We start from the raw sequence: 18,682 nt of genomic DNA on the forward strand, positions 1-18,682 counted from the left end.
GCCGCCCAGCAAACCGCAGAAGCGGCCTTGGCGGCCGAGAACGCAGCTCAGACGGCGGCCGCCGGGTCATACACCGAGATGTTGGTGCAGGCTGAAATTCAACCTACAGCGAGGGCCATGGCGGCCACTGCCGCAGCCGGCCCCACGCTGACCGTGCGCGCCAGGGCAGACGTCGCAGGCGGTGTTGGCGCCCTCATGACGGTGATCGTCGATGACATCTCGCTTGGCACTGTCGAGGTGACCGCAACGAGCTTCGCCAATTACCCCTTCAGCGCACCCGGCCTCAAGCCGCGCTCAAAGGTCGAGGTCGTCTACACCAACGACGGCAGGGTCAACGGCGTCGACCGCAACCTCTACCTGTCCTATCTGAGCGACGGCACAACCGTGCTGCAGTTGAATTCGGCCAACGCCATCGTCGACCGTGGTGCCGCTCGCATGGCGTTTGACAGCCTCGACGTGCTGCCCTGGGGCGGTTGCGTCTGCTGGTTCGGCGCCATGCGCATGGTGTGGCCCACCGTCACGCCTGACGCGCAATGGGCCCAGAAGGTTGATGCGGTGCGCTTCCTGCAGCAGGCCACCTTCGGCCCCACGACAGCGGATGTGAACGCTCTGCTGGGCACCACCTACGCCAATTGGATTTCGGCCCAGATGGCACTGCCCTATGCGCCGAATTATCAGAACTACGTCTGGGGCAAGTATTCGCAAGGCGATGCCTATCGCCCTCGGGGCGCCAACTACACGACCAACTGGATCCAGCAGAAGTTCTGGGAGCGTGCCACCAGTGCGCCAGATCAGTTGCGCGCTCGCACGGCATTCGCGCTGCACCAGATCTTCATGGTCTCGCTGGCTGACAGCAACCAGTACTACCACGGCCGTGCCTATGCCAACTACGTGGACCTGTTGCACAAGAACGCCTTCGGCAACTTCCGCACCCTGCTGCAGGACATGGCGCTTAGCCCATCGATGGGCATCTACCTGTCCCACATGCGCAACCGCAAAGAGGACGCTGCCACCGGCCGCATGCCGGACGAGAACTTCGCCCGCGAGGTCATGCAGCTCTTCACCATCGGCCTGCACGAGCTGAACATCGACGGCACGCCCAAGCGCGACGGCTTCGGCAATCCCGTCGAGACCTACACCAACGCCGACGTGTTGGCTCTCGCCAAGGTCTTCACCGGCTGGAGCTGGGCTTTCCCGGACTCCAAGCTGAACGAGCAGCACTTCCTGTGGGAGTCGCCCAGCACCACTGCGGCCAACGACCCTGGCATCGACGTGCTGCCGATGAAGGCTTACCCGGCCTTCCACTCCACGGCGCAGAAGAAGTTCTTCGCCGGCAAGCCCTGGGCGACCACGCTGCCCGCGGGCAACAGCGCCCAGGCTGATCTCAAGGCGACGCTCGATGTCCTGTTCAACCATCCCAACGTTGGGCCCTTCATCGGCCGCCAGCTCATTCAGCACCTCGTCACGAGCCACCCCAGCACTGCCTACGTGGGCCGCGTCGCTGCCGTCTTCAACAACAACGGCAGCGGCGTGCGCGGAGACCTTGGCGCCGTCGTTCGCGCCGTGCTGCTGGACACCGAAGCCCGCAGCGCCCCAACTGCCACTGCCGGCAAGCTGCGTGAACCCGTGCAGCGCCTGACCCACTGGATGCGGGCCATGGGTGCCAAGTCGGCCAGCGGCGAGTACACGCTGCAATGGGCCCTTGAAGACCAGGGCCAGCGTGCCATGGCGGCGCCCTCCGTGTTCGGCTACTTCCGACCGGGCTACATCCCGGCCAACACAGCCTTCAGCACGCGCGGCGCCACGGCCCCGGAGTTCCAGATCATCAACGAGACCACGGTGGCGTCATGGCTCAACATGGCCGAAGCCATGGCGGGCTCCGGGCTCGGCTGGAACGTCAGCGCCAACGACGTCGTGGCCACCTACGCATCCCAGGTCGCCCTCGCCAAGAGCACCAATCTCACCATGCTGCCTGACCAGATCAACCTGATGCTGCTGGGCGGCCGCATGACCCCTGCCCTGCGTCAGCAGATCGTCGACATCATGAGTCAGATCGACACGGCCAGCGCTGAAGGCGCCCTGTCCCGAGCCCGAGCAGCCGTCTTCCTGGCACTCGCGTCGCCCGAGTACATGTACCAGCCCTGACCCGCTCAACGCCGCCACCGCCACCGAATCGCACCATGAACGCATCTCGCCGCGCCTTCCTCTCCGCCGCCTCCGGTCTCGCCGCCGCAGGACTGGGTCGCCACGCCGCCCCCCTCGCGCTCAACCTTGCGGGCCTGGGCGCCCTGGCCGCCAATCAGGCCCAGGCCGCCACCACCGACGGCTACAAGGCGCTCGTCTGCCTGTTCATGCACGGCGGCAACGACAGCCACAACTGGATCGTGCCGATGGATGCGGCCAATTACGCGAGCTACGCCGCCGCACGCGGCGGACTGGCCGTGCCGCTGAACAAGCTGCTTGCGCTCAGCACTCCAGGGCAGGGCAGCGGCCGCGAGTTCGGCATGCCGCAGGAACTGGCGCCGCTGCGTGCCAAGTACGAAGCCGGCCAGTGCGCCGTCGTCGCCAACGTCGGCACGCTGCTGCGGCCGATCAGCAAGAGCGAATACCAGGCTGGCATCGGCCTGCCCAGCAAGCTCTTCTCGCACAACGACCAGGCCTCCATGTGGCAGTCGCTCCAAGTCGAAGGGGCTCCCACCGGCTGGGGCGGCCGCATGGGCGATGCGCTGATGGCCGCCAACGGGCAGCCCGTCTTCACTGCCGTCGGCGCCAACGGCAACGCCGTCTTCCTGTCCGGCTCCAAGGTCACGCCCTATTGCGTCGGCCTCAATGGCCCCATCCAGGTCAGCGCCGCCCAAAGCGGCTGGCACGCCGGTAGCACGGCCGTTCCCGCCGCCTTGCGCAGCATGTTGGCCACGTCATCCAGCCCCAACGACTTCCAGGCCGAGTACCTCAAGGTTGCCCAGCGCTCGCTGAACGCCTCGGCCACGTTGCAAACTGCGCTGACCGGCGCCAGCCTGCCCGCCCTGCCCACCGGCGCCATCGCCCTCTCCAGTGGCGGCTCAATCACGCTGGCCAATGAATCCATCGCCAAGCAGCTTCGCGTCGTGGCGCAGATGATTGCGGCTGGTAGCCGCCTCGGCATGAAGCGTCAGGTCTTCATGGTCAGCCTCAGCGGTTTCGACTGCCACGCGTTCCAGATGCGCGACCAGCCCCTGCAAATGGCTCGTGTCGCCCAGTCCGTGGGATGGTTCATGGACGCGCTGCAGGGCCTCGGCTTGCTCAACAATGTCACGCTGTTCACCGCGAGCGACTTCGGCCGAACCCTCATCAACAACGGCGACGGCAGCGACCACGGCTGGGGCGGGCACCACCTCGTGGCGGGCGGTGCCGTCAAGGGCAAGAGGATCATCGGCAACTTCCCAGTCACCGCCCTCGGGACAGCAAGCGACATCGGCTCCGGGCGACTGCTGCCGACGATGGGCGTCAGCCAGCTTGCCGGCAGCCTTTCGGGCTGGATGGGCCTGAGCTCGACCGAGCAGCAGGTCGTGCTGCCCAATCTCTCCAGCTTCGGTGCGGGGCCGGCACTCTTCAGCTAGCAGCCCGCTCGTCAAGGCCGTCTAGGGATAGACGGCTGGGCGCGGTCCATCGTCCACTGAGTCCTCCGGGGATCCCTTCCCGGCGCAAAGGATTCGTCATGGCCATCCCCCGCCGTTCGCTGCGGTCCTCACCCGCACGCATCGCCGCCCTTGGCGCTCTCGCCCTGGGCTGCAGCCAGGCAAACGCCCTCGTCTCCTGGGACGAAGTCACGTTCTACCTGACCTACGCCAGCTACAGCCCTGGTGATGCGGTCAGCACAAATTTCACATTCGGGACCAAGCCGGGCATCGACCTCAGCAGCTTCGAGTTCACGCTGGCCTGGGACAACGTCCTTGCCACTCCGGTCGCCAGCGGTCCCGGATCGGTCGCCGACTGGGCGGCAGCGCTGGGCACCAAAGGCAGCGTCAGCTACAGCTTTGCAACCCCGCTGTCCATCAAGGGTGCGTGGACTGCCGATCCCCTCGGCGGCGCGGCCAGCCTCATCTCGACCGACTACGCCCACTACGTCAAGGCAAGCTTCGCGTTCGAAACCAGCCCCGCGTTGAACCTGCCCTTTGTGGTCAGCATCGAGCTGACCAACATCAAGGACGCTACAGGCGACACGGTGGACACCGGCTCCGGCTTCATCAACTGGGCCACCATGACGCCCGTCCCAGAGCCCGCCAGTTGGCTTGGCATGGCCTGCGGTATGGGTGCCCTCGCCTGCCTGCGTCGCTCGCGGCGAACCGACACACAAACCACTGCAACTTCACGAACCGGATGAACGACTTCGCAGCGCGCCTGATCCTCGCCGCCATGGCCGCCATTGGCGGCACGCACACCACCACGGCGGCAGCAGACGATGCCGCAGCGCCCACGGGCAAAGGCTCTTGCCGCCTCCATGAAAGCAAGAGCTTCGGCGATGCCTGCTACGCCGCAGCCAATGCAAGGCTCGCCGATGGAGGCAATGCACAGTTCCCAAACACACGGCCCGGCTACCGGGGCAGCATCACAGCCAGTTGCAGCAACGGGACCGTCACCTGGACAGCGGGTGAGTGCGCCTCGATTTCCAAAGCCCTGGCGAAGGCCGGCGACGCCGCGGCAGCTGTTGCCAGATCGAGCACGGCAACCGCGGCTGCCTCCCCAGTCGAGGCTGGCGCGCCCAGTGGCAGCTACCGCATCGGCACCTACTATTTCCCGGGCTGGAAGAGCAACCAGTTGGGCAACGCCCGCAAGCAGCCGTGGGACGTCCTCAAGCTCTATACCGACCGCGAGCCCAAACTGGGCTGGTACAGCGAAGACGGCCCTGGCGTGATGGACCAGCAACTCCGGTGGATGCGTGACTACGGCATCGACTACGTCGTCTTCGATTTCCTGTGGAGTGGCGACAACAGGCCACTGTTGACCGCCGGCATCGACGCCTACCTCCGTCTGCCTGACCGCCGTGGCGTGCAGTTCTCGGTGCTCTGGACCAACCACACCCGCTATACGTTCTCGAAAGCTCAGTTCGAAACCCTGTTCACCTTCTGGGCGACCCAGTATTTCAAACACCCCGACTACTTGAAGATCGACGGCAAGCCAGCCGTCTTCATCTTTTCCGCCGAGACCTTGGATGCCAATGCCAGGGCGATCGGCATGACGTCACAAGACCTCATCGCGTTGGCAGAAACCATCGCCAAGCCGATGGGCATCCCGGGTATTGCCTTCATCGGCGCAAGCACCGGGTCGCGCTACAACTACGCCGGCAGCGGCTATCAGGGATTTTCAGCCTACAACTACCACAGCCCTGCTGCAGCGGCTCTCGCACCCGCACGGCCCGGCAACCTGTCCCGCAGCTTTGTCGAACTCGACGCCGCCTATCAGGACCAATGGTCGTCGATGCGCGACAAGGGCGTTGGCCTCTACGTTCTGCCCATGACCTCGGGATGGGACAAGCGCCCGTGGGGTGGCAGCAAGGACCCGCTTCACGACGACAGCCGCTCGACGCCGGCAGAGTTTCGCGACCACCTGCTCGCCGCGCGCAGATTCATGGACGGCAACCCCACGCTCACTCGCCGCTTGGGCGTGATCTGCTGCTGGAACGAATTCGGCGAAGGCTCCTTCATCGAGCCGACCAAGGTGGATGGCATGAAGTATCTGGAGCAGATCCGGGACGTGTTCGGCGCGAAGTAGAAACACCGCGGAACGGCGGCTTGCACAGCTGTCGAGTTGTCGCGGGGCAGCGTCGTGAAGGCAACGCAAGCTCAGCTCGATCTTTAGGTTAGGCAGACAGCTCGTCCACCGGTCGGGTAGGAATGAGGAATTGTTCAGGTCTTCGGGCGCCGCAGCGCGACGCCGGGCGAAGAGCGGTGGTTCGCGCGACATCTTGCGCACGCAGTACAAGAAGCCGCGGCTCACAATTCCATGAGCACGCAGTACTGCCGAAACCATGCCCATGAACGCCCCCCATCCTGCCCGCGCGCCAGCGTTGACCCCGCTTGCCGCCCTCCTTCTTTCTTGCTCGTTGATCGCCTGCGGCGGAGGCGGTGGTGGTGGCGGCGCCACCTCCAGTTCGCAATCGATCACGCCCACGACACCTGGCACCAGCACCGCAGCGGCGCCTGAGGCAGCAAGCAGCCCCGCCGGGGCCAGCAGCGCCGTCGCGTCAGCGTCAATTCCAGCATCCGGTCCTGACGTTGTGGCCAACGCCTCCAAGAGCGGGGAAGGCGTACCTGAACCCGCACCTGCTACGGCAGCCGCGCCTGCACCGACGCCTGTCGCTGCGCCCGCACCTGCACCTGCACCTGCACCAGCGCCCGTCAATGTTGCTGCGCCGGCGCCCATACCCGCCCCACCCGCAGCCATCACGCCACCCGTGAACGCCAGCACCGGCTCAACTGTGCAAGCCACCGCTCCGGTCGAGCCGACACCGGCCGCAACCACCGCAACGGCGAATGCGCCCTGCGCCGTCCGGCTTAGCAAGACCTTCGGCGAGGCTTGCTATGCCGCAGCGAGCGCCGACCTCGCCAGCGGCGGCAGCGCCACGTTCCCGAACACCCGGGCCGGCTACCGCGGTGGCATCACGGCCACCTGCAATAACGGCGCGATCACCTGGTCGGCCAGCAGCTGCACCTACATCGCCTCGGTGCCCAAGGCAGCGACGAGCGCTGCCACAACTGCCGCTGCCGCCGCCACGACGGCGTCGGCCAGCAGCTACCGCATCGGGACGTACTACTTCCCAGGCTGGAAGAGCAACCAGGTGGGCAACGAACGCAAGCAGCCGTGGGACACCATCAAGCTCTACACCGACCGCGAACCGACCCTGGGTTGGTATTCCGAAGATGGCCCCGGCGTAATGACACAGCAGCTCAAGTGGATGCGCGACTACGGCATCGACTACGTCGTCTTCGACTCCTATTGGGGCGCAGACAACAAGGCGCCCTTGACCGCGGGCATCAACGCCTACCTCAATGCGCCTGACCGCTACGGCGTTGAGTTTTCGGTGATGTGGGCCAATCACACCACGTACACCTTCTCGAAATCCCATTTCGAGGCGCTCTTCGATTTCTGGGCTGCCAACTATTTCAAACGCTCCGACTACGTCAAGCTCGACGGCAAGCCGGTGGTCTTCATCTTCTCTGCTGAGACGCTGGACAACAACGCCAAGGCGCTCGGCATGACCACCGAGGCACTGGTCGCCATGGCAGAAAGCGCGGTCAAGGCAAAGGGATTGCCGGGCATCGTCTTCATCGGTGGCGGGTCACCGTCTGCCAAGAACTACAGCAGCAGCAGCGGCTATCAGGGCTTCAGCACCTACAACTATCACAGCCCTGTTTCCATCGCCTTGACGCCGCTTCGCCCCGAGAACATTTCGCGGAGCTATGCCGAGCTGGACACGTCCTACCAGAACCAGTGGAGCTGGATGCAAAAGAATGCCTCTGGCATCTACGTCACGCCGATCACGTCAGGCTGGGACAAGCGGCCTTGGGGCGGCAGCAAGGACCCGTTGCACGACGACAGCCGCTCGACACCGGGCGAGTTCCGGAACCATCTGCTGGCAGCTCGCAGCTTCATAGACAAGTACCCCACCCTCACCCGTCGAATGGGCGTGATCTGCTGCTGGAACGAATACGGCGAAGGCTCGTTCATTGAGCCGACCAAGGTCGACGGCACCAAGTACCTTGAGCAGATCAGGGACGTCTTCGGTACCAATACCGACTGAAAGATGGCTGCCGCTCAGCGCCGCGGCAGCCACGTTTGGAGCAGCGCTTCGTACTGACCCAGGATCTGAGGCCAGGTCAGGCCTTGCTCGAAACGCTGAAGGCTGCCGGACTTCATGGAAGCCAGCGTTCCGGGGGCGGAGAGCACGGCATCCAGCACCGCTGAAAACTCCTCACCATCGCGGAAGTAGCGAGCAGCCTCTCCGGCCACCCACTTGTTGAATCGGTTGTCGTGCGCAACAACCGCGTTCCCGGCTCCCAATGCTTCAACAAGCGATGGATTGGTGCCGCCCACCTGATGACCATGCACGTAGGCCGCGCTGTGAAAGCGCAGCGCCTGCACCACCGGCTTGTCGTAGATGGCACCCAGGAAGCGCACCTCGGGCCCTGCCGCCGCCTTCACAGCGCGGTGGTAGGCGTTGGCCTCGTTGTAGTTGCCCAGCACTGCCAGCTGCATGCCGCGCGTGCGCTTGGAGAAGCCGCTCACCACCTCGAGGATGGAGTTCTCCGGCTCGGGGCGAGCCACCAGCGTCAGGTATCTGCCCGGCTCAAGGCCCAGCGCCCGAACGGCGTGGTCAGGCATCGCATCGACGCGATCAGCACCATAGGCAATGGTGGTGATCTTGTCGGGCCTGACGCGTGAGCTGAGATGGACCTTGATCTCCGGGTGGTCGGCCACGAGATGGTTGCCCAGCCAGCAACCCGCCCAGTCGTTCAGCCAGAACCAGGTCTTGGCCACGGGGCCCCACTTGGCGCGGGACCACTCGATGCCGTCCATGTTGATGACGTTCGGAACGCCCTTCAGCCGCAGCAACGCGCAGAAGATCGCGGTGTTGTAGCCCAGCGTGAGGCACAGGTCGCGGTGGCGGCTGGCATGCAGGGTGGCCTGCCAGTCGAACACGATGGTGCTCTTGGGGCCGTCGCCCTTGACCGGGATATGCACGCGCTCGACGCCTTCCCAGCGGTCCTCGAAGACCGGGCCCTCGCCCTCGTCCTGGCAATAGACGATGACGCGCCAGCCGCGGGCAGCGAGGTACACGGCCAGCTGCTCGGCGAAGGTTTCGAAACCACCGTGGGCGGCGGGCACGCCACGGGTGCCCAGGATGCGAAGGGTGCGAGGTTCAGACACGGTCACGCTTTTTCAAAGTAATGTCGATAGGCGGCTGCCAGCGTTTCGGCGGAGCGGCGCCACGTGAAAACATCGGCCCGCGCCAGCCCGCGCTGCACCAGTTGCGCGCGCAGTGCCGGGTCGGCCAGCAGGCGCTCGATGGCTGACTGCAGCGCCTGTGCATCCGTAGGATCGATCAGCAGACCCGCATCACCCACCACCTCGGGAATGGCCGTGGAGTCGGATGTGATCAGGGGCGCACCGCTGGCGAGAGCCTCCAGCGGCGGCATGCCAAAGCCTTCGGCGAACGAGGGGTAGATGAAGATCTGCGCATGCCGGTACAGCGCCGGCAGTTCGCCGTCGCCGACGTCGCTGAACAGGTGCACCTGGCGTCCTGCCGGCAACTGGGCCAATTCGGTCTCGAATTCGCCGTAGCCGAAATCCCGTTGACCCACGATGACCAACGGAGGTGGCGTGCCGGGCAGCAGCCGGTAAGCCCGCAGGAGGGCTGCATGGTTCTTGCGCGGCTCGATGCGCCCCACGGTGAGCAGATAGCCGCCCGGCGTGAGCCCACGAGCGCGCACGAGATCAGCGCCTGTCTCGCCTGGAAAGAAGAGCTGCCGGTCCACCGCGTTGTGCAGCACACCGATGTCCGCCGCGTGCGCGCCATAGCGTTGCGCGATCTCGTCGCGCGAATAGTCGCTGACCGTGAACAACAGGTCCGCCTTGCGTGCAGACCAGCGCATCAGCGTGCGCGAGCGCAGCACGAACAGCCGGCTGAAGAACTGGGGAAACGGCTCAAACAGCACGTCGTGGATGGTCACCGCGTTGCCGCGTGCCGGTTGCAGCGGGATCACGTACTGCGTGTGCACCAAGTCCAGCGCCAACTCTCGTCGCAAGCGCGGCAGCTGCAGCCCGAGGCGCACGAACGGGTTGGCATGCGGCATGCGCACACGCTCGACGTTAGGCCCCGAGAAGCCAGGCAACCGGCCCAGCGCATCCGTCTGTTCGAGCAGGAAGACAAAGTCGTACTCCGGGCAAAGCCGGGTCAGCTCGCCGAAGATGCCGATCAGGTGGCTGCGCGAACCCTGGAACTTGCCGTCGAAGACATGGAAATCGACGCCGATGCGCCGGCGCGATGTCGGTTGAGTCAAGGGCGACCTCCGATGGCCAGGCCCGTCGGGGGCACGATGGCTTGTTGGATTGCCGCGAGAAGCGCCTTGTCCGAGAACAGCGCGCGCGCGGCGGTTCGGTGTTCAGTCTCCGCCGCCGCTTCGCCCAGCCCACGCTCGATGGCTGCGCCAAAGGCTTCGGGCGCATCAGCCACCGCGAAGCACCGCCGCGCAGCCTCGGGCAAGCCCTTCACGCCGACAGAGGTGCTGACCAGCGCCGCGCGCGAAAACAGCATCTCCACGCTCTTCAGATTCACGCCACTGCCAGCCAGCATGGGATTCACCAGCACACGCGCCTGGCCCACCACCTCGGCCATGTCGGCCGGGTTCTCGATCAGCGTGATGCGGGCATCCGTCGCCAGCAGCGCACGCACCGCATCGGTCGGGCGCGACCCAGCGACGGCAATACGCAGGTCGCGCGCCGGCAACCGCGGCAATACCGCCCCCACCAGCCAGCGCAATGCCTCCACGTTGTTCGGCGTGTTGAGATTGCCGAAATACAGCAAGTCATACGGCTTGTCCGCGGGAGCCTGCGAGAGCCGCGCGGCAAAGCCGGCATCGACCAGCGTAGGCACGCAGCTCACATGGCTGAAGCCTTGGGCGCGCCAGTACTCCGCGTCCTCCAGCGAGATGTCCATCACCTGCACGGCCCGCGCCACTGTCTGGCGCTCGAAGCGCTCGAGCCCCACGCAGTTGGCCGCCAGTCCCAGCCTGCGCGCAAAGCGCTCTTCGCGAGCCTGCTGATCGTTCATGTAGCGGTGCTCCACGTTGTGCGAGCGATAGACCATGGGCGCGCCCAGCCGCCTGGCCAGCTCCCACGCCACTGCGCCGCCATACAGGCCGTCCAGCAGCACGACATCGGGTGCAAAGCCGCGAGCCCAGTCCAGCAGGCCGGCATGGCGCGACGTCACCCAGCGCGACGCCACATGACTAGGCCAGCGCCAGAGCTGCAGCAGCCGCTGGGCGATCTCGGGCAGTGACCGCGTGATGGGCAGCAGCTTTACGTCGCGGCAGACCGACTGCAGCTCCGCCAGGATCGCCGGCGATGGGGGCTCCACCCGCCCGGCATCCATCCAGCACAGCAGCGCAATCTCGTGGCCAGCGCGCCGCAGCGCCTGAAGCCGGCGCCACACATCCACCCGCCCGCCGCTCGTGGCGGGCAAGGGAACGTCATTGGCAATGCACAGTATTCGCATGGTCAGGTTCAAGTCTTCGATGCCGGCGCGCCTACGCCGGCGGAGCCGCGCTCTGGCAGGCGCAAAGGCCGTGCCACATCACGGCCGCGCCGGTGCGGGTGCGGGTGGGCGGGAGAGTTGCAGGATGCCGCGCAGCGCCGCGCCGACCTGAGGCCAGCGGCGCCGCACCGCCAGCCGTGCCACATCCAGCAGGCTGAAGTACACGACGCTGGCGACGAAGGGCCGATGAAAGCGCCACGAGAAGCGCAGCCTGTTGCGATACAGGAAATACAGCGACAACGGTGAACCGCCGCTCGCCGCCGTGCCGATGGACGCCCCCTCCTTGTGCAGCACGACGCTCCCCGGGGCGTAGCCCAGCCGGAATCGCCCGCCCCCGCGCGTGGCCCAGTCGATCTCCTCGTAGTAAAGAAAATAGTCCTCGCGCATCAGCCCCACCTGCTCCAGGAAGGCCCGGCTCACCAGCATCGCGGCGCCCACCACGTAGGAAAAGCGCGCCTCGCAAGCCGCGCTGTCTTGCGGCACCTCGGAGCGCGGCATGAAGGCTCCCACGTGGCGAGACCGCCCGCTCCACCGCGAGTAGCTGGCTCCGCCCAGGGCCTGCACCTTGTCAGGCTCATCGAAATACACCAGCGTCGACCCGCACAGCCCGACGCTCGGGTCCGCCTGCATGCGCTCCACAGCCTGCCCCAGCGCATCGGGCAGCACGACCGTGTCGTTGTTGAGCACCCAAACGTAGCGGCAGCGCGGGTCCCGCAACGCGAGCTTGATGCCCACGTTGTTGCCGGCGGCAAAGCCAAGGTTGCCGCCGTTCTCGATCAGCGCGAACTGCTGGCTGTCTTCCAGCCTGGCGCCGCCGTCGACATCCGCGCGCGTCAGATTGGCGAACCTCGTACCGAAACGCTGCTCGGCCCAAGTACGAATGCGAGGCACCGACTCATCGCGCGATGCGTTGTCACATACGAGCACGCGGCATGGCGTGGCACCTTCGGCGAACAGGCTGTCGAGGCATTCGAGGGTGTCGCGCCAACCGTTCCAGTTGAGAAGAACGACCACAGGCACATCGAGCAACGCGCGCTCCCAATTCAATTTCTGCCTCCAGTTGAGACAGACAAGAATTTAGGAACGACGGAGGCGAGGAACTTATAGGCAGCACCGCACAGAACAATTACAAGCAGCGCGGGCAAAAAGAACGCAAAAAGCACCTGAATCGTTCCCTCCCAGGGATAAAGGTTCACCAGAAACTTTTTCAAGGCCATCAAGCCCGGTTCATGTGCGGCGTAAAGAAAGAAAGCCGTCGCCCCCAACGCCTTGATGCTGCCAGCAATAGTTTCGTTGCGCGAGATTAATTTCCCTACCAGACTGAGCGAAGCGACGCCACAAAGCAAAAAGGCCCGGTGAATGTATTCACCCGCTTCTGAATCTTTAGCGAGAAAATCACAAATTGCCAGAATCACAAGTCCGACAATCAAGAAAGGCGCTGGTACAGGAAGTTCTAGATTACACCGCACCACCGACGACAGCCCTCCCAGTAAAAAGAAGAACAAGGCGGTGGACGACGGTATAAGCGTTACGCCATATCCAGAGAACCAGCAAAGCCCCAAGACTGCCGTGACGGTGATGAAAGCACCTCGACTCGCAAATATGACCGGGAGCGAGATGGCGACGCAGACTATTAAGTCTCTCAGAAACCAGAATTGGTAGGCGACCGGATATCTGGTAACTCCTAGCAGGAGATCTATTATCTCCACGAGCGACAGCTGCGCTATGTTCCCCACTCGGCTATCCTCACCCACAGGGACCACACCGATTCGCTGCGCCGCGTAGTAAACCAATAGAACCAACAAGCTCCAAATCAGAAAAGGAATCAATAATGTCCTAATCCGCTTCGCAACCTCGGTGACCCACCTATTTAAGCCCGAAGCAAAGGTCGACCGAAAAAAGAAGAACCCTGCAAAAACAAAAAAGGCTGGCACGCTGAGACGGGCAAATATCTGCGAAACGAAAAACATCACCACATCAGCGGCGGGGTCCCTTCCCTGCAAAGAAACAAGCGTACCGTCATACCCCTTGACGGGGTCGTATGCGTGAATGAGCACTACACCAACTATTAATGGATAGCGCAGGCATTCAATCCATTCAAGCTTTGCTTTCGCCTGATTCATTCTTTTCTCTATTCAAGCCGACCAAACAACCAAAGGCCAGAAAGAACAAGTACAAGTTCTGCGGAATAGCCACAGCTGAGAGAGTTACCAAAACGGAGACGCTTGCGGCAACCAATGCACAGGCAAAAAGGCCGGGCGGTCCTTTTGTATTAATGCCATGAGCAACCAACCTGCCAATCATCCATACCGCCAAAACGATAAATAGGACGAAACCCACTAAGCCAGAATCCAGCAGCAATGAGATGTAATGCACATCCATAGTGAGAAGGCCGCCCGAACCAGAAACGCCTGCCAGACCGAGCGCCGAGCTTTGCCCATATCCCAATATTGGGCTGTCCGAAGCGGCAGAGATCGCGGCGTTTAATTGAACCAGTCGCGTGCTACTGCTTGACGCTTCGGTTTGACTCTTACCACGAACCAACTCCTGCATTGCCATTGCCCCGACCGCTGCACCCAAGATGAGCACCGGCACGAGTGCGATAGCCAACCCTCTGAAAACGTTTGAATACTTCAACACCCTCCACCAAACCAGCAACGCCAGCACTGCAACGGATGTAACCGCAGCAAGCACGCCGGACCGCGATCCGGATTTCCAGATGCCTACCAGACATAGTAACGTCACCGCGATGATCAACCCACGATAAATAATTCCGCTACGAGACACGAAAGCGGCAAAGAGAAGCGGCAACATTGCTCCTAGGAATTGACCGAATAGGATCGGATGGCCGAAAACGGATTGAACGCGAAACGTTCCCGATCGCAATTTCTCACTGGCAATATTTGCGATCACCGACCCGAGCTGGCCTGCCTCGTCCGCTGAAGCGAACGCGACAAATCGATTTCGCTGTTCGATGGCTTCAACGATACCGGCGGCGGCAACAACAAGGGAAGCGCAGATCAACAAGTTATTCAATCGCTCGCGCCAGCCGTCACTTCTCGACAATATCAGCCCAACGAAAAATGCAGAATGAATGAACACAAACTCGCGGAATATTTCGAGAATGCGCGAGACTGGAAAATCGACGACTGCTGATGTGACAACTCGCCAGCACATCCAGCAAACATAAACGATCAGCAGTCCGCGTACTGACGCCAATCCGCGCCCCAGTTCGGCGGAAAAACTTCTGTAATGGAGAGATATTACGGCGACAAGCGCCAAAAAGAGGAAGCTGCCGAGGGTAAACGGATTAACACGGGGGAGCGACGCGACAGAAAGGAAGATGTATTGCGGCCAAATGATCGCAAACAAGAACATTAGAGAAGCGATCAGCTTCAAAATTCGATTTGGAGGCTCACGCCCTGGTAAAGATGGATATCCCCAGGCGAACGCAAGGAAGGTTAAAACGCCAAGCGCTGCGAAAGCTCGAACCGTCAACCCAGGAGGCAGGACAACCACGGCCATTCCACACAAGACCGTGAAGACCAATAGCACGCCATACTTGGCTGCGCGAAGCAGCGCCAATATGGCTTGCGGCCGATCCGGGAAGTTGAGTTTTAAGTTCATCGAAGTGCCTTTAGAACTTCTCTCAGTGCATCTTCATAACGCCGAATGCGGGCATCTACTTGATTGAGTGCGCGTCGCACATCATCCCGCAGTGTCTCCCGCTGCAGGAAGCCGTCGAGTATTTTGGTGACGACGGCTTCTCCATCTTCCTTTTTGCAATCAGCCACATGCGAGTACCCCAGCGTGCCAAACAGGCCGTTGAACTTACGGCTGTACGCCATCGGGATGACCGGCACGCCGCTTGAGAACGCGGCAATGCAGGCATGCATGCGAGCGCCGGTGAAAAAGTCCATGCCGGCGATATAGGACTTGGCTTCCGAGGGCCGGGCGAAGGTCGGGGCCACCACGATGCCAGGGAACTCTGCTGCGAGGAGCTTGGCCGCGGCCACGTCGTCCTCCACCGGCATGTGGGGCTCGATGACGTGGCTGACGAGGTGAACCTCCACATCGGACCGGGACGTGAGTTGCCTCAGCAACTCGCGCATGGTGGCGGCGTAGTCGATGCTCAGGCCGAACTGGTTGTTTCCGGTGTAGCCGCCATTGAGCAGCAGGCCGGACACGTTGATGCCCAAGCGCACCTTGCCGTCGTTGCGGGGTGCAGGGCGCGTGAAGGGCAGGCGGAAGGCGACGTCGATGGCCTCGTCGACGTTGCCGGTCATGCCCAGCTCCTTCAGATAGGCGCTGGAGAGGTTGTCGCGGGCAAAGACGCGGGCGCAGCGCTTCATCACCTGGCGTGCCAGCAGGCGGGCGATGCCGCCGTCGAAGGGACCGATGGTCTGCGGCGAAAGGATGAGAGGCCGCCCGACCGAGCAGACGATGTTCTTGCTGTACCAGTAGAAGAGGAAACGCTTGAGGCCGTAGATGTCGGCAAAGCTGTCGCCCTCGCCGATGTCGAGGACGAGGTCGCAGGCACGCACGGCCTCGCGGAACTCGGCGCGGAAGACGCGGATGCGGCGCACCTGCAGTTCATGCCCGGCAGCGGCCAGTTCGGCCGCCAGCTGGGGCACCGTGGCATCGCTGGTACCGAGCACGACGAAGCGCACGCGCAGGCCGAGTTCCTCCGCCACGCCGCGCACGATGGCGATGTTGGATTCGGTCAGCGCACCGACGCCGAGGTTGCCGGACCCGAGCGAATGCCACATGAGGCCGACGGTGACAAGCCGCGCGGGAGCGGCGGGGAGCGACGAAGAGGTTTTCTGATTCACAACGGGGACTCACCTTTGGCGCGGCGCAAGGTGCCCCACGCGTTTCTCAACCATTCGACTTTGCGTGCGTTCAATGCGTTGCGCAGCAGGGCCAGGCGGCGGTAGCGTGGCGCCTGGCGTCGGGCCAGCCAGGTGGCGATGACGCGGCCCAGCACCATTTGCTTGCGGTTGACCTGGTAGGGCTGCATGCGGGCGATGTCGTCGACGGGCAGCGGGTCGGCCGACAGGGCGCCGGCGGCCATTGCGGCCTGGATGAGGCTTTCGCCGCGGGCGGTGCGGCTGAGGATGAGGCTGCGGCCGTCGCGCTCGGCGAAGTCGGGATAGCCGTCCTTGCCGTACCAGGCGTCGGCGCAGACGATGTCGGCGAACTCGCCGGTACCGTCGGGGCAGATCTTGCAGCGGAACTGCAGGTGCTTGTTGAGCACGGTGCCCCAGGAGCTGTTGTAGTCGGTCTCGAAGACCTGGCCGTCGTGCTGGACGGCGCGCGCCATGCCGGGCCAGCCGTCTCCGCGGTAGCGGAAGCTTTTGAGCTGGTGCCGGTCGGCACCGAGCTTTGCGAGGAGTTCGTGAGTGCCGTGGAGGCTCGGGATGCCGGCGCACATGAAGGAGATCATGGCGACCACCAGCTCGCCGACGCGGGCGTCATGACGGCCGTAACTGCGCAGTGCGGCAACGTCACAGGGCTTGCCGACAAAGGCGAAGCGCTGGCCACGCTCCAGCAGTTGACGCAGGTCGGCCAAAGGCGCCGACGGTGCGTAACGCGATCCCGCTGCGGCGAGGATGTCGGCCCGGCTGTTACTGATCTGCAGGTCGTTGCGCAGCGGGTCGTCACCACTGACGGCGATCTGCGCGACGAAGTCGACCTGGCCGGTTTCGAGCAACCAGGCTGCGACAGCAGAGATGCCGCCGCCGGAGGAGCCCTGCCGACGGATTTCGGGATCGAGCGAATGGCCGGCTCGCACGCCGACGAGCGGGCCCCAAAGCGGGTGGTAGTCAGGCTGGCCCGCCTGTGTCGGAGCATGCGCGACATGGGCGCCAGGGCAGGCGTCGGCGAGCACGCGGGTCTGTTCGTCACTGAGAGCGCCGCGCTGCTGGGGCCGCAGATAGCCCTGGCTGCTGATGCGCATCTGGATGACGCCGGGCGTGGCGACGGAAGCGCAAAGGCCGCAGCCGGCACACAGGCCGTTCTGAACGACGTTCGGTATCAGGGAGACGTCAGCGGACATGGAGCGTCAAACGTGGAGGCACGGCGTCTACCGCGGCACATGAAGGAAAGGCAAGAAGCTGGCCAGCGCGAGCGTGGCCAGAGCGGGTTGGCGCCAGCCGGCGCCTGAGAGCTGCCTGCCACGCCACACATAGGCGACGGCCAGCAACGCATTGCCTGCAGTGAGGCAGATGAGCCAGCCGGCGACGCCATGGCGGGGCACGACGACCAGGCTGAGTGCGCCAATGAAGACCCAGTGCACGGCGTTGATGGCAGCGCGAAAGCGCTGGGCACCGGCCGAGGTGAGCAGCACGCCCCAGGACGACGCGAAGAAGCGGACGAAGAACAGCAGGCCGAACCAGGGCATGAGCGCCACCAGGCCGAGGTACTGCTTACCGAAAAGCAGCGCGACCAGGGGCTCGGCCAGGGCGCAAAGGGCGAGGCCGAACAGCAGCCCGACAGCGACAAAGGCCCACTGGATGCGAACCGACTCCTTGCGCAGACTGCGGCCATCGTCGGCAGCACCTGCCGCAGCCGCAGCGCGCGGCAGGAAAACGTTCGCGAGCACACCGGCGGCCTGCGCGCCCCCGTTGAAGAGGCGCATGCCGGCCTGGTAGATACCGACTGCCGCGGGGCCGGCGAAGTGGTTCAGCACGACACTGTCGATTTGCCCCAGCAGGCTTTGCAGGCCGAAGTCGACGGCGTAGGCACGCGTTGAGCGAATGCGCGCCCAGGCTACCGAAAGCGTCGCTGGCCGCAAGGCCGCGAAGTAGCGCTGCTGCGCCAGCCAGGTCAACAGCAGCACGGACAGGCGCGATACCAGGAAAGCGAGCGCGGCCATCACGGGCGTTGCCATCCACCAGAGCGCCAAGGTGACGATGGCGCACTGGAGCAGCACGGCTACGGAAGCGATGCGGGTTTCGTCGGCGAACCGGTTCGTCGCCCGAAAGCCGACATTCAGGAATTCGGTCAGCGCATCGGCCAGCTGGGCGCCCAGCAGGAGCAGGAAGATGGTGCGCGAGCTGGGCTGCAGCCATGGCAGCGCTGCGCATGCGATGAGCAGCACAACGACGGTCAGCAGCAGCTTGGCCGACAGCACCTCGGCCATGACTTCGCCGGCCCGGTCGGGCGCGGCGCCGATCTCACGCAGCAGGAAGGGAGTGAGCCCGTAGTTGGCCAGCAGCGCCAACAGCGTGGCGACCGACAACCAGAGCATGACAAGACCGAACTGCGTCGGCCCGAGCATGCGCGCCATGACGACGAAGGTCAGCATGCCAAAGCCTAGGCGCATGGCAGTGCTGGTCCCCATCAGGGCAAGATTGCGGACGATAGACATGCGGAAGCACGGCTGCG

At 64.0% G+C, this 18,682-nt stretch carries 14 protein-coding genes; 5 read left to right on the forward strand and 9 right to left on the reverse strand.

The window, feature by feature from the left end:
• The first annotated feature begins 117 nt into the window (after positions 1-117).
• From ASC81_RS24565 to ASC81_RS27270, 5 genes are all read left to right on the forward strand, one after another.
• Positions 118-2,145 (forward strand): DUF1800 family protein, encoded by a 2,028-nt coding sequence (locus ASC81_RS24565; protein WP_056273521.1) that lies wholly within the window; start codon positions 118-120, stop codon positions 2,143-2,145.
• 35 nt (positions 2,146-2,180) lie between these two features.
• Entirely contained in the window at positions 2,181-3,599 is a 1,419-nt protein-coding gene (locus tag ASC81_RS24570; RefSeq protein WP_056273524.1) for a DUF1501 domain-containing protein, read from the forward strand.
• A gap of 98 nt (positions 3,600-3,697) precedes the next feature.
• Positions 3,698-4,363, forward strand: coding sequence for a PEP-CTERM sorting domain-containing protein (locus ASC81_RS24575; protein WP_056273527.1), 666 nt, complete (start codon positions 3,698-3,700; stop codon positions 4,361-4,363).
• Positions 4,360-5,751, forward strand: a complete 1,392-nt coding sequence (locus ASC81_RS24580; protein ID WP_056273529.1) for a glycoside hydrolase family 99-like domain-containing protein — start codon at positions 4,360-4,362, stop codon at positions 5,749-5,751. The genes ASC81_RS24575 and ASC81_RS24580 overlap by 4 nt, the downstream gene beginning before the upstream one ends.
• A gap of 682 nt (positions 5,752-6,433) precedes the next feature.
• Positions 6,434-7,780 carry a glycoside hydrolase family 99-like domain-containing protein gene (locus ASC81_RS27270; RefSeq protein ID WP_056273532.1) on the forward strand — a complete coding sequence of 449 codons (1,347 nt, stop codon included), beginning with the start codon at positions 6,434-6,436 and terminating at the stop codon, positions 7,778-7,780.
• Between the two features lie 14 nt (positions 7,781-7,794).
• Here the strand turns inward: ASC81_RS27270 and ASC81_RS24590 are convergent, their stop codons facing one another.
• The 9 genes from ASC81_RS24590 to ASC81_RS24625 all read right to left on the reverse strand — a co-directional run bounded on the left by ASC81_RS24590 (position 7,795) and on the right by ASC81_RS24625 (position 18,665).
• Positions 7,795-8,907, reverse strand: coding sequence for a DUF1972 domain-containing protein (locus ASC81_RS24590; RefSeq protein ID WP_056273944.1), 1,113 nt, complete (start codon positions 8,905-8,907; stop codon positions 7,795-7,797).
• A 2-nt stretch (positions 8,908-8,909) separates the two neighbouring features.
• Positions 8,910-10,040 carry a glycosyltransferase family 1 protein gene (locus ASC81_RS24595; protein ID WP_056273534.1) on the reverse strand — a complete coding sequence of 377 codons (1,131 nt, stop codon included), beginning with the start codon at positions 10,038-10,040 and terminating at the stop codon, positions 8,910-8,912.
• Positions 10,037-11,221 (reverse strand): glycosyltransferase, encoded by a 1,185-nt coding sequence (locus ASC81_RS24600; protein WP_162245961.1) that lies wholly within the window; start codon positions 11,219-11,221, stop codon positions 10,037-10,039. The genes ASC81_RS24595 and ASC81_RS24600 overlap by 4 nt, the downstream gene beginning before the upstream one ends.
• 111 nt (positions 11,222-11,332) lie before the next feature.
• Positions 11,333-12,307, reverse strand: coding sequence for a glycosyltransferase family 2 protein (locus tag ASC81_RS24605; RefSeq protein ID WP_235533763.1), 975 nt, complete (start codon positions 12,305-12,307; stop codon positions 11,333-11,335).
• 29 nt (positions 12,308-12,336) lie between these two features.
• Positions 12,337-13,416, reverse strand: coding sequence for an acyltransferase (locus ASC81_RS24610; RefSeq protein ID WP_082536804.1), 1,080 nt, complete (start codon positions 13,414-13,416; stop codon positions 12,337-12,339).
• The gene (locus tag ASC81_RS26765; protein ID WP_082536805.1) at positions 13,391-14,920 is read right to left on the reverse strand and encodes an O-antigen ligase; all 1,530 of its coding nucleotides are present in this window, start codon (positions 14,918-14,920) and stop codon (positions 13,391-13,393) included. Before ASC81_RS26765 ends, ASC81_RS24610 begins: the two co-directional genes overlap by 26 nt.
• Positions 14,917-16,062, reverse strand: a complete 1,146-nt coding sequence (locus ASC81_RS24615; protein WP_056273543.1) for a polysaccharide pyruvyl transferase family protein — start codon at positions 16,060-16,062, stop codon at positions 14,917-14,919. Before ASC81_RS24615 ends, ASC81_RS26765 begins: the two co-directional genes overlap by 4 nt.
• 59 nt (positions 16,063-16,121) lie before the next feature.
• A complete protein-coding gene (locus tag ASC81_RS24620) occupies positions 16,122-17,351 on the reverse strand; it encodes a Coenzyme F420 hydrogenase/dehydrogenase, beta subunit C-terminal domain (RefSeq protein ID WP_056273546.1) in 1,230 nt (409 codons plus the stop codon).
• Between the two features lie 27 nt (positions 17,352-17,378).
• The gene (locus ASC81_RS24625; protein WP_082536806.1) at positions 17,379-18,665 is read right to left on the reverse strand and encodes a lipopolysaccharide biosynthesis protein; all 1,287 of its coding nucleotides are present in this window, start codon (positions 18,663-18,665) and stop codon (positions 17,379-17,381) included.
• Positions 18,666-18,682: the final 17 nt, after the last annotated feature.

The sequence above is a fragment of the Pelomonas sp. Root405 genome, from assembly GCF_001425165.1.
Lineage (GTDB): Bacteria > Pseudomonadota > Gammaproteobacteria > Burkholderiales > Burkholderiaceae_C > Pelomonas.